Consider the following 14,951-nt stretch of genomic DNA (forward strand, 5'->3'; position numbering starts at 1 on the left):
CGGAGGGGACAATCGCGGGCGGTGGCGGTCGTGGGCCGAGTTCGAGGTCGCGGGTTCGGGCGGCGGGGCGTCGGCGAACTCGGGGTCGTGCGAGCCGCGGCGACCGATCGTGACAGCGAGGCGGGGCGCGTGCGAGGATGCTCGCATGCGCGGGAACGGGCTGCTGTGCGGGGTGTTGTGCGGGGTGCTGGGGCTGCCGGCGTGCGGCGAGCCGAGCCCGGGCGGGGCGAGCGAGACGGGGACCTCGACCGGCACGGGCCCGGGGAGCACGAGCAGCACGGGCACGACGGGCGAGGCGCCCACGACTTCCGTGGCGCCGACGTCGGGCAGCGGCACCGGCGGCGAGACCTCCTCGACGACCGGCACGACCACCGCGGAGACCACGACCACCGAGGCGCTGACCTCGACGAGCACGAGCACGAGCACGAGCACGTCCACGACCACGACCACCGGCGACACCACCGACGGCGACACCACCGACGGCGACTCGCTCGACGACCTGCTCACCCTGCAGCACGTGCAGGTCAAGGGCACCCACAACAGCTATCACGTCGAGCCGCTGCTGCCGTTCGATCCGAGCCACGAGTACAGCCACGCCCCGCTCGACATCCAGCTCGGCCAGCAGGGCGTGCGGGCCTTCGAGCTCGACGTCCACAAGGGCATCGGCGAGTTCGAGGTCTATCACATCACCGTGATCGACTCGTCCGCGACCTGCACCGACATCCCGGAGTGCCTCGGCATCGTGCGCGACTGGTCGCTGGCGCACCCGGGCCACCTGCCGATCGTGGTGTGGATCGAGATCAAGGACTCGACCGGCGGGCTGCCGATCGGCGCGTCGGACCTCGACGCGCTCGACGACACCATCCGCGAGGTTCTGCCGCCCGAGCAGCTGTTCACGCCCGACGACCTGCAGGCCGGGCACCCGAGCGTGCGGGCGGCGCTCGAGGCCGACGGCTGGCCGACGCTGGGGCAGCTGCGCGGGCAGGTGCTGATGGTGCTGCTCAACGTCGAGGACGGCCACGCGGAGAATTACACCGACGGGTTCACGTCGCTGGCCGGGCGGGCGATGTTCGCCCGGGCGACGCCGAATCAGTTCTCGGCCGGGTGGGCTGCGATCGCCAAGCTCGGGGTCGATCAGGACGGGCCGATCGCGGCGGCCCATGCGGCGTCGATGCTGATCGCCACCAACGTATGCGGGGCGGGCGACGCTGACGCCGCGTGCGCGGCCAAGGCGGAGCTCGCCAGGGCCGCGGGGATCCACATGCTCAAGGACGACTTCCCGGCGCCCGTCGACGGGATGGGGTATTTCCTCGATTTCGCCGACGGCAACCCGGCCCGCTGCAACCCGGTGACGGCCCCGCCGGAGTGCACGAGCGTGGCGCTGGAGGACCTGTGAGGTCGGTGGTCGTGATCGTCGGGTTGCTGCTGGGCGGCTGCGGGCGCGGCGAACCGGCGCCGAGCCGGCCGGGTGGCGAGGCGGCGGGGAGCGTGGACGCGGCGGGGGCGACGAGGTCGGTGGACCCGGCGGCCACGATCCCGGATACGGTGTCGACCGCGGGCGAGGCCGCGAGCGGCGAGGGGCCGCCGGCGCAGCAGCGAGGCGTCGACGGTCGCTGCGAGCCGACGCCGAAGTCCGGCGCGCCGTGCCGCGAGGGCGACGGGTACTGCGTGCTGTCGTGGGGCGAGCCGGGCGGCCACAGCGAGGCGCTGTGGTGCCGCGGCGGGCGCTGGGTGCTGGAGCAGGAGGTCAACCTGCCGCGCGGCGGCTGATCGCCGGGGACATGTCGCAGAGGACATGTCCGAACGGGAATGACCTCGACGACATGCTCTATGGAGCATGTCCTGATGGACATGTCGAAGTGCGGCTCGCGCGCGACCGACGGTGCCGCCGCCTGGTCTCGTCTCGGCGCGTCTCCGCGTGACGCCCTGCGCCCCGCGTCTCGGCGCTCCGCTCAGGCCGGCGGGAGGGCGGCGAGCACCGACGCGGCGAAGCCGTCGAGGTCCCACGCGGCGCGGTCGTGGGTCATGCCGAGGCGGACGATCACGGCGTCGCGCGAGGGCACGACCAGCACGGCCTGGCCCTGGAAGCCGGAGGCCTGGAAGGCGTCGGCGGGCACGTGCGGCAGGCGGCGCTTGGCCGGGTCGGCCGGGTCGGGGGCGTTGGCCCAGAAGTGGGCCGCGTAGTCGCCGGGGCCGGTGCGGGTCGGCGTGCGGCTGTACGCGACCCAGCCCTCGGGCAGGATCCGCGCGCCGTCCCACACGCCGTCGCGCAGGTACAGCAGGCCGAAGCGGGCCCAGTCGCGCGCGGTCGCGTGCACGAACGAGGACCCGAGGAAAGTGCCGGCGGCGTCGGTCTCGAACACGGCCGAGCGCATGCCGATCGGCGCAAACAGGGCCTCGTGGGGGAAGCGGTGGTAGTCCGCCAGCGCGGCGAACTGGTTACGCACGATCCAGCTGAGGATGTTGCTGGTGCCGCTCGAGTAGGCGAACGCGGTGTCGGGGTCGCGCGCGAGCGGGCGCGCGAGGGCGACGTCGGCGGCGTTGGTGACCTCGAACAGCATGTGGGTGGCGTCGGCGAGCGGGCCGTAGCGCTCCTCGAATTGCAGGCCGCTGCTCATGCGCAGCAGCTGATCGAGGGTGATCGCGCGGCGGGCGTCGCCGGCCCACGCGGGCACCGGCGCGGGCGCTTCGCGGGCGAGCAGGCCGCGGCCGACGAGGATCCCGACCAGCGCGCCGGTGATGCTCTTGGCCATCGACCAGCCGAGGTGACGGGTGTCGCGGTCGAAGCCGTCGGCGTAGCGCTCGGCGACGATGGCCCCGCCGTGCACGACGACGACGGCGCGGGTGCGACGCAGCGCTTCGGGGTTCGGCTCGGTGAAGGCGGCGGCGACGGCCGCGTCGAGCGCGGCGCGATCGAGGCCGGGTGGATCGGCGGCGATCCGCTCGCCCTCGCCGGCGGGCCACGGCGCGTCCGCGGCCGCAGCGTGAGTCACGGCGAGGGTCTGGGCCTGCAGGGCGTCGGGCTCGACGCCGATGGCGAGGGCGCAGCCGAGGCCGTCGCGGTGGACGGCGGTGCGCCCGGCCAGCCCGAGCACGCTGGCGTGGACGCGCCGGCGCTCGCGGTCGACGGTGAAGGACACGTACCACTGCGGCGCGAGGTCCTCGGCGCCGACGCGGTCGGGATCGCGGCCGGCGACGAACACGGCCGAGCAGGCGTTCTTGGCCACGTAGCCGGTCGCGGTCGGGAGGATCCAGCCGGCCGCGAACACCAGCGCGGCCAGCAGCACGAGGACGAGGCCGACGAGGAGCCGCCGACGCAGGCGAGAGGGTGCAGGCGTGGCGGTCACGTGCAGGCGAGTGTACCGCCTCGGCGCGTCATGCATGCGCGGACAGGCGAGTCGGTGCGGCAGGCGGGCCGCGAGTGACTTGAGGCATCCGTGCTCGCGGCGCGCGGGCGCGCGAGGGCTGGCGGGGCGTGATACGGTGCGGACCGATGCGATCTTCGGCTTGGCAGGGACTGCTGGGGGCCTCCGTGGCGGTGCAGGTGTTGGCGTGCGGCGACGTGGGCAGCGGCGCGGACACGAGCGCGACGGGGGTGACGGGGGCGACCTCGCTGACGACGACGACGTCAGGCGAGCCGACCACCGGCGGGACGCCGACGTCGTCGGGCGAGGCGAGCGCGACGAGCGTCGACGACAGCACGGGCGCGGCGACCTCGACGAGCACCGCGACGGGCGGTCCGGCGCTCGACCTCGGCATGCCGGATTTCGGCGGCCCGAGCGAGTGCGCGGCGCAGCAGCACGTCGCCTGCGACGCGGTCGACGGCGATCCGCTGCAGGCGATCGGGCTCAACTGCCCCGGCGAGCTGGCGGTCACGGGCGGCTTCGACGGCCACCCGGACGGGCTGCGGGTGATCTCGCAGTGGGGCCAGGCGGACACGTTCACGCCGCGCGAGGGCGACAGCTTCCTCGTGCTCAGCACCGGCGACCTGGCGGAGATGCACGACGCGCCGGCCGACGCGGGCGACGTGTCGTATCACTGCAACTCGTGGTTCTCGCCGGGCGACGGCATGGACACGACCAAGTTCCCGCCGCCGATCACCAAGCAGCCGGTCCAGGGCGACTGCCTGAGCGACCCGTCGCTGGTCGGCACCGGCGACTGCTCGAAGACGGTCAAGAACCAGTTCGACCAGAGCGGCTTCAAGTACGACTATCAGGAGCTGCGCTTCACCGCGGTGGTGCCGGACGGGGCGGAGTCGTTCAGCTTCGATCTGGCGTTCTTCACCAAGGAGTACCCGATCTGGCAGGACCAGCCGTATAACGACATGTTCATCGGCTGGCTCGAGTCGGAGCACTGGACCGGCAACATCTCGTTCGACGCCCAGGGCAAGGCGCTGTCGCTCAACGCGGCGTTCCTCGAGCTCTACGACGACGGCGGCGACCTGCCGGAATTCGCCGGCACTTGCATGCGCTACAGCGCCGGCACCAAGTGGTTGACGACCACGGCCGACGTGGTGCCGGGCGAGACGATCGAGCTGGTGCTGGCGATCTTCGACCTCGACGACGTCAACTGGGACAGCTTCGTGCTGGTCGACAACTTCCAGTGGCACTGCGGCGACGCGACCGGTCCGGTGACCGAGCCGGTGGGCTGAGGTCGCATTGACAGGGCGCGGCGCGGTCGGTAGGAACCAGGGCTCGCCCGCCCGCCATGACGATCGCATCGACGCTGCTTGACGAACTCGAGGCGCGGATGATCGCGCTGCCGGCGGCGTCGGTGACCCTGCGCGACGAGGGCTCGAAGACGAACTGGAGCGTCGCGGTGGCGGCGTTTCGCCTGGCGGCGGTGCCGGTGACCCGCGAGCTGTACGCGGCGGTGCACGGCGAGGCGCCGCCGTCGCCTGCGGGGCCGCGCACGCCGGTGACCGAGGTGTCGTGGAACGACGCGGTCCGGTTCTGCAACGCGCTGTCGCTGCAGGCGGGGCTGCGGCCGTGCTACGCGATCGGCGGCGACCCGGAGGCGCGCGACGTGACGTGCGACCCGGCGGCGGGCGGCTACCGCCTGCCGTCGGAGGCGGAGTGGGAGTACGCGTGCCGGGCTGGGACGACGGGCGAGCGCTATGGCGAGCTCGACGCGATCGCGTGGCACCGCGACAACTCGGGCGGCGCGCCGCACGAGGTGGCGACCCGCGAGCCCAACGCGTGGGGCTTCTTCGACACGATCGGCAACGCCTGGGAGTGGTGCTGGGACGTCTACGATCCGAAGGTCTACGGGCCGTATCGGGTGTTCCGCGGCGGGGGCTGGAACGACCGCCCGCGCGGCCTGCGGGCCTCGTGCCGGCGCAAGAGCCACCCGACCTTCCGCGTCGACGACCTCGGATTTCGCGTGGCGCGCTCGATCTGAGGCGATCGGCTGGCGAAATGGACATGTCCTTGGGGACATGTCATTCTTCGGAGTCGGGGCCGCGTGAACGTGGTTCCTGGTGGACATGACTGTTTCGACATGTCCCAAGAGACATGGGCGGTGCAGCACGGACGCGCGCCTCCTGGGTCCACGGGCGGCGTGCGATCGCGGCGCGCGATGGGCGAGTCATGGGCTATGCTCGGAAGATGCGAAACTATTTTTGGCTTGGCTCCCCGCGGAAATTTGGCTTGTGGATGGCGATGGCGGCGGCCCCGGGCTGCACCGAGCGCGACCCTGGCGGTGACACGGACAGCGACGGCGACACGGGGGGGCCCGCGACCGCCGGGACGATGACGGACGGGTCGATGACGGATCCGGCGACGACCGCTCCGACGACGGTCGCTCCGACGACGACCGATCCGACCGACGGGCCGACGTCGGACAGCGAGGGCACGACGGACGGGCCCGAGCCGGCGCAGACGGTGCTGATCGCCGGCAGCAACGACGCCGACATCCTGTTCGTGATCGACAACTCGGTGTCGATGGCGACCCGGCAGGCCAAGCTGGCCGCGGCCATGCCGGCGTTCGTCGACGCGCTCGGCAGCCTGCGCTACCGCATCGGCATCACCACCACCGACGACGGCAACCCGCGCTGCGCCGAGGCGTCCACCGGCCCGGAGCACGGCGAGCTGGTGCTCACGAGCTGCCTCGAGCGCGTGGCGGCCGGCGAGTTCGAGGTGCCAGGGGTGCTCGAAGACGTGTCGGCCGCGTGCACCGCGACGTGCGAGCTCGGCGACGCGCAGCTGCCGATCAAGCCCACGGCCACCCACGCGTCGGGCGGCGAGCTGGCGCCGCGCAAGTGGGTCGAGGTCGACGGCCTGCACACCAACCTGCCCGACGGGGTGACGCCGGCGCAGGCGCTGCAGTGCTTCATGCCGCAGGGGGTGACGGGCTGCGGCTTCGAGTCGCACCTCGACTCGATGTTCCGGGCGATCGCGCGGACCACCGACGCGGGCTCGCCGAGCAACTTCGGGTTCTTGCGCCCGCAGGCGAGCCTGACGGTGGTGGTGTTCAGCGACGAGACCGACTGCTCGCGCCAGGTCGACGAGATCTTCACCACCAACAAGGTGTTCTGGGAGGACCCCGACGGAGTGGTGCCGACGAGCGCCCTGTGCTGGAACGCTGGCGTGCGCTGCGACGGGCCCGGGCCGGTGTTCGCGGGCTGCGCGGCGGACAACCACGACATCACGGGTGCGGTCGGGGTGGCCGACGAGGCGGCGGTGCTGCCATCGGTGACGCAGTACGTCGCGTTCTTGCAGGCGATCGAGGACGACAAGCGCAAGCTCGACCCGCTGGCCGAGGTGCGGATGATGATGATCGCCGGGGTGCCGCCCGGCTACGAGTCGCACCAGGCCGAGATCGTGTACGCGGACGCGGCCGACCCCGAGGTCCAGAACAGCTTCGGCATCGGCTTCGGCTGCGTCGACGGCGACGCGCTCGGCTCGGTCCCGCCGGTGCGCGAGCGCGAGGTCGCCGAGGCGTTCGCGGTCGGCGACGGGCGCGACATCTTCTCGATCTGCGAGGACGACTACAGCGCCGCGCTGGCCGCGATCGCGTCGCGGATCGCCGACCAGATCCGCCCGGCCTGCATGCCGCTGTGCGTCGCCGACGTCGATCCCAATACGGCGGTGCTCGATCCGCTCTGTGAGGTGTTCGAGGTCGATGACGCGGCCCAGACCCGCGTGGGGCTGCTCCCGTGCGAGTCGCTCGACGACAACTGGGTCGTGCCCGCCGGGGTGACGGCCTGCTTCGCCCCATTGCTCGACCCGGACGGCAGCACGCCGAGCCCCATTGACGACATGTCGAGCGTGTGCGTCGACCAGGGCTGGAACCTCGAGTTCTTGCTCCTGCGCTCGGCGCCGGCGCCGCTGGGCGTGACGATCGAGGCGACGTGCGAGGTCGCTACGAACCCGGCCGCCCAGTGCCCGCTGCTGTGACGGCAGGCGCCGAGCTGCCTCGTCGTCGATCGCGGCGGTGACGGGCGGCCCGGCGGGTGGCCATGCACGAAGCGTCGCAGTTCCGGAGACGGACGGATGTCGGGCTGGCCACGCGGCGCGCCCGTGATCGCCGACACGCCCTGCGGAGACGGACGACCCGCGCCCCGGCCACTGCAACGATCAGGGGCGCGAGCGCGGGTCGGCGGAGCGATCGGCGGCGGGCGTCGCGGAGGATTTTATGGAGATGTCTCGAGGGCCATGTGACGACATTCGCCGCGGCGGCGCGGAGGTGCGGTCATGACGGGGGTCGCACCTGCGGACGGTCTGCTGGCGCGGGCCCGGCGGATGGTGGCGCGCTCGCCGACGGCGGTGGCGCTGGCGGAGCAGGTCTATCGCTCGCCGCGGCTGCAGCGGACTCCCGTGTTCCGCCGCTTCGTCCACCAGCGCGTGGCGGGGGCCGAGGCGGCGGTGCAGGCCGGGGCGCCGCCGCTGCTGTGGCTCGAGACGGTCTCGCTGGGCAAAGGCCGCGGCGCGCGGTGCGACCCCAGCACGATGGCGGAGGTGATGGCGATGGACCTGTTCCGCCGCCTGGTCGACGAGGCGTCGGCGTGGGGCGTCGATTCGGTGGGCCTCAGCATCCACGGCGAGCCGATGATCGACGCGCGCTGGATCGAGCGGCTGCAGTACGTGCGCATGGCGGGGATGACGTACCGATTCTCCTCCGACGCGAGCATGCTGACGCCCGCGCTGGCGGCGACGATGCTCGAGCTCGGCGGCTGGGCGGAGGTCGAATTCAGCGTCCAAGGGCGCTCGAAGCCGGTCCACGAGGCCACGATGCCGCCGCGGCCGCGCGACCTCGTGCACGCCAACATCGAGCAGTTCCTGGCGCTGCGGCGGGCCCACGTGGGCGAGGTGCCGCAGGTGACGGTGTCGTGCGTGACGCTGGCCGAGGACGAGCTGCCCGAGTTCGTGCGCTACTGGCGGCCGCGCGTCGATCGGGTCAGGGCCGGCTGGCCCGGTGAGGCGCAGCAGACGGACCGGTCGGTGCCGGTGCGCGGGCACCTGCCGGTGGTGGATGACGCGGGGCCGCAGATGCCGTGCCCGGCGCCGTGGCGCAAGATGTATGTGTACGCCGACGGGCGGGTGTCGCCGTGCAGCGAGGACGCGGCGCTGCGCGAGCTGATCCTCGGCGACGCGAATGCTCAGACGCTGCGCCAGATCTTCCACGGGCCCGCCTACGCGGGGTTGCGCGAGCGTCACCGCGAGGAGCGCCGTCACGAGCACCGGATCTGCGGCGGCTGTCACGTCAATCCGCCGTGGATCTGACTGCGCAATTTCATGGGACTCGCTTTGAGGTGAGGCGAAGCCGCGGGCGGCTCGGGTCATGTGATTTCGTGACGCGGCAGCGAGGCGTAAATCAGCAGCGCCGTGTACTCGCACGAGGGCGGCGCGGCAGGGTGAGGTCGGGCGCGGAATCGAGCTGCGGAGGCGGCTGTGGGGCGAAATTCGCGCCTTGACGGTGATATTGAAATTCGTTATCAAATAATCATGCGCACGAAAGAAGTGGAAGCATGAGCCACGCAGCCTTCGACCTGCTCGACAGTCGGACCGCGCGCGTCCTCCAGCGGCTTCACGCCGAGGCGGACCGGCAGATGCCGCGGCTCCTATTACAGTACCTGCCGGTGCTGCCGCGGCTGCTCCTGGGTCAGCGGATCGATTTCAAGGACGAGCACCTCGGGTTTTACGCGGACAAGTTCATCGCCCTCGACCGCGATCAGGCGGCCTTCTGCTATTTGCAGGTGCGGGCGCTCCGGGCCCGTCAGGTCGTCGAATTCGGGACTTCGTTCGGGGTCTCGACGATCTGGCTGGCGGCCGCGGTCCGCGACAACGGCGGGGGCAAGGTGATCGGCACCGAGATGGTGCCGGCGAAGGCGCAGCGGGCCCGCGAGCACGTCGCGGAGGCGGGGCTCACGGAATATGTCGAGATCCGCGAGGGCGACGCCAACGAGACGCTGCGGTCGATCGACGGCGAGGTCGATTTCTTCCTCAACGACGGGTTCCCGATGCTCGCGCTCGACATCCTCAGGCTGGTCGCGCCGCACATTCGCCCGGGGGCGGTGGTCCTGACGGACAACGTCGGTCACTTTCGCGGCAACTACCGCGAATACCACGCCTACCTGCGAGACCCCCGGAACGGCTTCCAGACGATCACGATGCCGCTCCGCTCCGGGACCGAATATTCGGTGCGCACGGCCGAGGCCCCGCGCTGAGCGGGCGATCGGGCGCGCGCCCGCGAGGCCGAAGTCCTCGCGGTGTGGTGAATGCCGGATCGGAGGGTGGAGCGATCGGCGGAGGTGGGCGGCGTCGTTCGCCGGCCGCGTGATCAGGTGCCGGAGCGCCAGCCGGCGAGGTAGTCGCGCTGCGCGTCGCTCAGGACGTCGAACTCGACCCCGAGCGCGCGCAGCTTGAGGCGCGCGACCTGTTCGTCGAGCGCGTGCGGGAGGGTGTGCACGTCGGGGGCGAGCGCGCGGCCGGACTGCAGCACGTACTCGGCGGCGAGCGCCTGGTCGGCGAAGCTGAGGTCCATGACCGCGGCGGGGTGGCCCTCGGCGGCGGCGAGGTTGACGAGGCGGCCCTCGGCGAGCAGGTAGATCCGGCGGCCGTCGGGGCGCACGAATTCGTCGAGGGACGGGCGGATCCGCCGCTGCTGTGGGGCCGCGGCGGCCAGCGCGGCGAGGTCGATCTCGACGTCGAAGTGGCCGGCGTTGGCGATCACGGCGCCGTCCTTCATGGCCGCGAACTCGGGGCCGCCGATGACGTCGCGGTTGCCGGTGACGGTGCAGAAGATGTCGCCGACGGCGGCAGCGTGGGCGATCGGCAGCACCTGGAAGCCGTCCATGGTCGCCTCGAGCGCGCGCAGCGGGTCGACCTCGGTGACGATGACGCGCGCGCCCATGCCGGCGGCGCGCGCAGCCAGGCCGCGGCCGCACCAGCCGTAGCCGCAGACGACGAAGCAGGCGCCGGCGAGCAGGCGGTTGGTGGCGCGCAGGATGCCGTCGATGGTGCTCTGGCCGGTGCCGTGGCGGTTGTCGAACATGTGCTTGGTGGCGGCGTCGTTGACGGCGATCACGGGGTAGCGCAGGGCGCCGTCGCGGGCCATCGCGCGCAGGCGGGTGACGCCGCTGGTGGTCTCCTCGGTGCCGCCGACGATGGCGTCGCCGAGCGCGGCGTGGCGGGTGTGCACGAGCGTGGCGAGGTCGGCTCCGTCGTCCATGACGAGCTGCGGCCGGTGGGCCAGCGCCGCGGCCAGGTGCGCGAAGTAGGTCGGGCGATCCTCGCCGGCGCGGGCGTAGACGGCGATGCCGTCGTCGAGCGCGAGCGAGGCGGCGACGTCGTCCTGGGTGCTGAGCGGGTTGCTGGCGCACAGGCGCAGGTCGGCGCCGCCGGCCTGGAGGGTGCGCACGAGCGCGGCGGTCTCGGCGGTGACGTGTAGGCAGGCCGCGACGCGCACGCCCGCGAGCGGGCGCTCGCGGGCGAACCGCTCGCGCACGGCGGCGAGCACGGGCATGGCCCGCTCGGCCCAGTCGATCTTGTCACGCCCACGCGGGGCCAGGGTGTCGTCGCTGATGTCTCTCGTGGTGGTCGTCATGTCCCGGTCCCCGCGGTGCGCGGGGCCTCCTGCCAGCGAAGATGCGGGAGGGCGATGCATCAGTCACGTTCGGGTTTTTTCGAGATGGTATAAGTCGAGCTAATGCTGCCGGACTTCAACCGCCTGCGGGTGTTCTTCCACGTCCACGAGGCACGCAGCGTCAGCGCGGCCGCGGCGGCGCTGCACGTGACGCAGTCGGCGGTGAGCCAGAGCCTGGCCAAGCTCGAGGACGAGCTGAAGGCGCAGCTGTTCGTCCGCCGCCACCGCGCGATCGTGCCGACGGCGGCAGGCGAGGCGCTGTTCGCCGTGGTCGCGCCGTTCGTCGCGGGGCTGCAGGAGGGGGTCGGGCAGATCCACCGGGCGCGCCACGAGCTGGCAGGGACGCTGCAGATCGGGGCGCCGGTGGAGTTCGGGTCGCATCGGCTGCCGGAGGTGCTGGCGAGGTTCGCCCGCGCACACCCGGGGGCGCGCTTCTCGCTGCGCCTGGGCCACCCGTCGGAGATCGTGCCGCTGCTCGAGGAGGGCCGGCTCGACCTGGGTTTCGCGGACTTGTTCGAAGGGACAGGCGCTTCGGAGCGCCGACTGGCGGGCTTCGAGGTGGCGGAGGTGATGGAGGAGGCGCTGGTGCTGGTGGCGAGCGCGGAGGTCGAGGCGGCGGCGCTGCAGGGCAGCGGGGCGTTCACAAAGTTGTCGCGGCTGCGCTTCGTCGACTACCACCCGAGCGCGCCGGCGGTGCGCGGGTGGTTCCGCCACCACTTCGGGCGGGTGCCGCCGCGGCTCGAGCCGACGCTGGCGGTGGAGAGCGTGCAGGCGGTGATCGCCGCGACGAGCCACGGGATGGGCTTCGGGGTGGTGCCGGCCCACACGGTGGCGCGGGCGCTGGCAGAGGGCGAGCTGGTGGCAGTGACGACGCGCAAGCGAGCGCTGACGAACCGGATCTCGCTGGTCCGCCTGCTCGACCGGGTGCCGAGCCGATTGGAGCGGACGTTCGTGGCGTTCGTGACGCAGGCGCTCGGGAAGCGCGCGGCGGGGTGAGGCGGAGTCATGCATGACTCGATCGGGACGAGGCGGAGGATGAGCCCGATCGGAATGCGGATGCTCGACCGGCCGAAGATTCGAGATGTCTCTCGGGTCATGTCGGCCGGTTGCCGTGAGCACAGGACGAATCAGGAGCGCTGGGCTATGCTCGCCGCGCATGCTCGGTGCTCGGATCGATCTCGAGGGGCTGCGGACCGGTGGGCCGCGGCAGCAGCGGGCGTACGCGGTGCTGCGGTCGCTGGCGATCTTCGAGCGGCTGGCGGCGTTTCGCCCGGCGCTGGCGGGCACGTTGCCGCTGCCGATCCATACCGAGGCGAGCGACCTCGACGTGCTGTGCGAGGTGCACGATCCGGGGGCGTTCGTGGCCGCGTGCTCGGTCTACGCGGCGTGGCCCGGGTTCAAGACATCGCAAGCCGAAGTGCGCGGGGTGTCGTCGACGATCGTGCGCTTCACGGCCGAGGAGTTCCCGGTCGAGCTGTTCGGGCAGCCGCAGCCGGTGGCGCAGCAGCACGGCTGGCGTCACCTGCAGGTCGAGGCGCGGGTGTTGGCGCTGGCGGGTGAGGCGGCGGTAGCGACGATCACGCGATGGAAGCGCGAGGGCATGAAGACCGAGCCGGCGTTCGCGCGGTGGTTGCAGCTGCCCGGCGACGATCCGTACCTGGCCGTGCTCGCGCTCGAGGGGCTCGACGACGAGGCGCTGCGGCGGCTGGTGGCGCGGGCCGGGCGGTGAGCCGCGGCTGATCGGGTCGCGGTCCCCGCGGGTGTGTCGCAATGCCTCCGTCGGCGGGGAGGTCACGCGTCGCAATCAGCGCGCGTGGCTGCGGTCGAGCTCGCTCGGCGCCGCGCGGGCGCCCTGCTGGCGGCCTCGGCGGCGGTTTGTCGCCGGCGCGGCGAAACCAGGGCGCGGGTCGCTTGCCGAGGGCGGTGGTCGTCGACAGATAGGAAGAGCACGGTTCGCCTGGCGAGCCGGCGAATCCGAAGGAGATCCAGCTTCATGACGCAGCCCCTCAAAGTCCCGGTAGGCACGCGAGTCACGACCCCTTCAGGCGAGGAGGGCGACATCATCGAGGCGCTCGGGCGCGACGGCACGGCGCCGTACCGGGTGAAGTACGCGGACGGGCGCGAGTTCGTGTGGACGCCGCCGCCGGACTACGCCCTCGGCGACGAGCCGGCCCCGGAGAACGCGCCGCTGCCCTAGACGCCGTCTGTCTCGTGAGACATGCATGAAGGGACATGTCCTCGGGTTTATGCGCATAAGCGCAGGTACGAAGGGACATGTCCTCGGGTTCATGTGCCGGGGTACAGGCGCTGACCTCGGCGGGCAGCCACGGCGCGGGCCGCTAGTTCGGCCCAGCGGACGGCTTCTCGAACACCACGGCGCCTTCTTTGACGACCCGCGACCACGTTGTGGGCTAGTTCGGCCCGGCGGACGGCTTCTCGAACACCACGGCGCCTTCTTTGACCACCGCGACCACGTTGTGGATGTGCTCGATCTGCGACAGGTCGCCGTCGATCACCACGAAATCGGCCAGGAACTCGGGGCGGATCGCGCCGATGCGGTCGTCGGCTCGCAGCAGCTTGGCGGCGTCGGTGGTGGCGGTGGCGAGCGCCTCCATCGGCGTCATGCCGACGTCGTGGACGAACACGTCGAGCTCGCGGGTGCTCTCGCTGAAGGCGGTGTAGACGGCGTCGGAGCCCATGACGATGGTGACGCCGGCGGCGTGGGCGGCCCGGGCGGTGGCGACGTTGTCGGCGATGAATGCGTCGAAGGCGGCCCGCTTGTCGGGGGAGAAGCCGAAGCGCTCGATGTTGTCGCGGTAGTAGCGGTTGTGATGGATGGTCGGCACGTAGGCGACGCCGCGCTCGCGCATGGCGGCGAGGGTCTCGGGCGAGAGCGTGCGCGGGTGCTCGACGCTGTCGGCGCCGGCGCGCACGATGTCGGGGGTGACGGTGCCGAGGGTGTCGTGCACGGCGACGGGGATGCCGTGGGCGTGGGCGATGTCGACGGCGGTCTTGATCTCGTCGAAGGAGTAGGTGCGCTCGCCGGTGAGGTCGTCGTCGCTGCCGGTCGAGGCCCACAGCTTGACGACCTTGACGCCGGCGGCGATCTCCCGCCGCACGGTGGCGGCGACCTGCTCGGTGCCGTCGGCCTGGCCGGGGCGTGTCGACTCCGTGGGCGTGAGCCGCGACGACCACACGCCATCGGCGGCGCCGAAGATCCGCGGGCCGACGAGCTCGCCGGCCTCGATGCGCGCGGCGGTCTCGAGGTCGAGGTGATTGTCGGAGCCGAGGTCGCGGATGGTGGTGACGCCGAGCGAGAGCAGGGTGCGGCCGTTGGCCTCGACCAGCGGGACGAGGCGGTCCTTGGGCTGGGAGATCTGGAACGGGTCGTTCGGGGCGCGCTCGCCCCACGCGGGATCCCAGCAGAAGGTGATGTGCGTGTGGGCGTCGATGAGGCCGGGGATCGCGGTGTAGCGGCCGTGGTCGACGACGCGGGCGCCGGCCGGCAGCGGCTCGCCGGCCGCGAGCACGCTGTGGAAGCGCTTGCCCTCGACGACGACGGCGCCGCCCTCGACGACCTGGTGCGGGGCGGTGACGACGCGCGCGAACTTGTAGACGGTGAGGCTGGAGGCGGGGATGTCCGCAGGGACAGGTCGGTCGGGGACCGCCTGCTCGGGCTTGCAGCCGAGGCCGGTCGCGGCGAGGAGGCCGAGCATGGCCCACGCGCGCGGCCGCGCGTACTCGCGGGGCCGACCGCCGGCGCTGTCCGGGGGCCGCAGACGACCACGCAAGACCATGCCCGGCCGAGGATGCCGGAGGCGCCCCGGGTTGTCGAGGCGACGTCGACGCGCGCCAGGCCCAGGGAG

13 protein-coding genes are annotated in these 14,951 nt (G+C 72.3%); 10 read left to right on the top strand and 3 right to left on the bottom strand.

What is annotated here, in order from left to right:
• The first annotated feature begins 145 nt into the window (after positions 1 to 145).
• Entirely contained in the window at positions 146 to 1,396 is a 1,251-nt protein-coding gene (locus POL25_RS19685) for a Ca2+-dependent phosphoinositide-specific phospholipase C (RefSeq protein ID WP_272087647.1), read from the top strand.
• Positions 1,393 to 1,770, top strand: a complete 378-nt coding sequence (locus POL25_RS19690) for a hypothetical protein (protein ID WP_272087648.1) — start codon at positions 1,393 to 1,395, stop codon at positions 1,768 to 1,770. The genes POL25_RS19685 and POL25_RS19690 overlap by 4 nt, the downstream gene beginning before the upstream one ends.
• Before the next feature lie 182 nt (positions 1,771 to 1,952).
• Here the strand turns inward: POL25_RS19690 and POL25_RS19695 are convergent, their stop codons facing one another.
• Positions 1,953 to 3,347, bottom strand: a complete 1,395-nt coding sequence (locus POL25_RS19695; protein ID WP_272087649.1) for a serine hydrolase domain-containing protein — start codon at positions 3,345 to 3,347, stop codon at positions 1,953 to 1,955.
• Between the two features lie 146 nt (positions 3,348 to 3,493).
• Here POL25_RS19695 and POL25_RS19700 point away from each other — a divergent pair, with 146 nt between their 5' ends.
• From POL25_RS19700 to POL25_RS19720, 5 genes are all read left to right on the top strand, one after another.
• Positions 3,494 to 4,651 (top strand): choice-of-anchor L domain-containing protein, encoded by a 1,158-nt coding sequence (locus POL25_RS19700; protein WP_272087650.1) that lies wholly within the window; start codon positions 3,494 to 3,496, stop codon positions 4,649 to 4,651.
• A gap of 98 nt (positions 4,652 to 4,749) precedes the next feature.
• The gene (locus POL25_RS19705; protein ID WP_373372109.1) at positions 4,750 to 5,400 is read left to right on the top strand and encodes a formylglycine-generating enzyme family protein; all 651 of its coding nucleotides are present in this window, start codon (positions 4,750 to 4,752) and stop codon (positions 5,398 to 5,400) included.
• A 260-nt stretch (positions 5,401 to 5,660) separates the two neighbouring features.
• On the top strand, positions 5,661 to 7,397 hold the full coding sequence (locus POL25_RS19710; protein ID WP_272087652.1) for a VWA domain-containing protein: 1,737 nt from the start codon (positions 5,661 to 5,663) through the stop codon (positions 7,395 to 7,397).
• 297 nt (positions 7,398 to 7,694) lie between these two features.
• Positions 7,695 to 8,723 carry a radical SAM/SPASM domain-containing protein gene (locus tag POL25_RS19715; RefSeq protein WP_272087653.1) on the top strand — a complete coding sequence of 343 codons (1,029 nt, stop codon included), beginning with the start codon at positions 7,695 to 7,697 and terminating at the stop codon, positions 8,721 to 8,723.
• Positions 8,724 to 8,968: 245 nt separating this feature from the next.
• Positions 8,969 to 9,667, top strand: a complete 699-nt coding sequence (locus POL25_RS19720) for an O-methyltransferase (protein WP_272087654.1) — start codon at positions 8,969 to 8,971, stop codon at positions 9,665 to 9,667.
• A 113-nt stretch (positions 9,668 to 9,780) separates the two neighbouring features.
• Here the strand turns inward: POL25_RS19720 and ahcY are convergent, their stop codons facing one another.
• Entirely contained in the window at positions 9,781 to 11,046 is a 1,266-nt protein-coding gene (gene ahcY, locus POL25_RS19725) for an adenosylhomocysteinase (RefSeq protein WP_272087655.1), read from the bottom strand.
• A 102-nt stretch (positions 11,047 to 11,148) separates the two neighbouring features.
• Here ahcY and POL25_RS19730 point away from each other — a divergent pair, with 102 nt between their 5' ends.
• The 3 genes from POL25_RS19730 (at position 11,149) to POL25_RS19740 (ending at position 13,282) form a co-directional block, all read left to right on the top strand.
• Positions 11,149 to 12,081: a LysR family transcriptional regulator gene (locus tag POL25_RS19730; RefSeq protein WP_272087656.1), complete on the top strand. Its 933-nt coding sequence runs from the start codon at positions 11,149 to 11,151 to the stop codon at positions 12,079 to 12,081.
• Between the two features lie 160 nt (positions 12,082 to 12,241).
• Entirely contained in the window at positions 12,242 to 12,814 is a 573-nt protein-coding gene (locus POL25_RS19735; RefSeq protein WP_272087657.1) for a DUF4269 domain-containing protein, read from the top strand.
• Positions 12,815 to 13,078: 264 nt separating this feature from the next.
• On the top strand, positions 13,079 to 13,282 hold the full coding sequence (locus POL25_RS19740) for a DUF1918 domain-containing protein (RefSeq protein WP_272087658.1): 204 nt from the start codon (positions 13,079 to 13,081) through the stop codon (positions 13,280 to 13,282).
• A gap of 214 nt (positions 13,283 to 13,496) precedes the next feature.
• On the opposite strand, the gene POL25_RS19745 is transcribed toward POL25_RS19740, so the two are convergent.
• Positions 13,497 to 14,882: an amidohydrolase family protein gene (locus POL25_RS19745; protein WP_272087659.1), complete on the bottom strand. Its 1,386-nt coding sequence runs from the start codon at positions 14,880 to 14,882 to the stop codon at positions 13,497 to 13,499.
• Positions 14,883 to 14,951 lie beyond the last annotated feature (69 nt).

This window comes from Nannocystis bainbridge (assembly GCF_028368995.1).
GTDB classification, from domain to species: domain Bacteria; phylum Myxococcota_A; class Polyangia; order Nannocystales; family Nannocystaceae; genus Nannocystis; species Nannocystis bainbridge.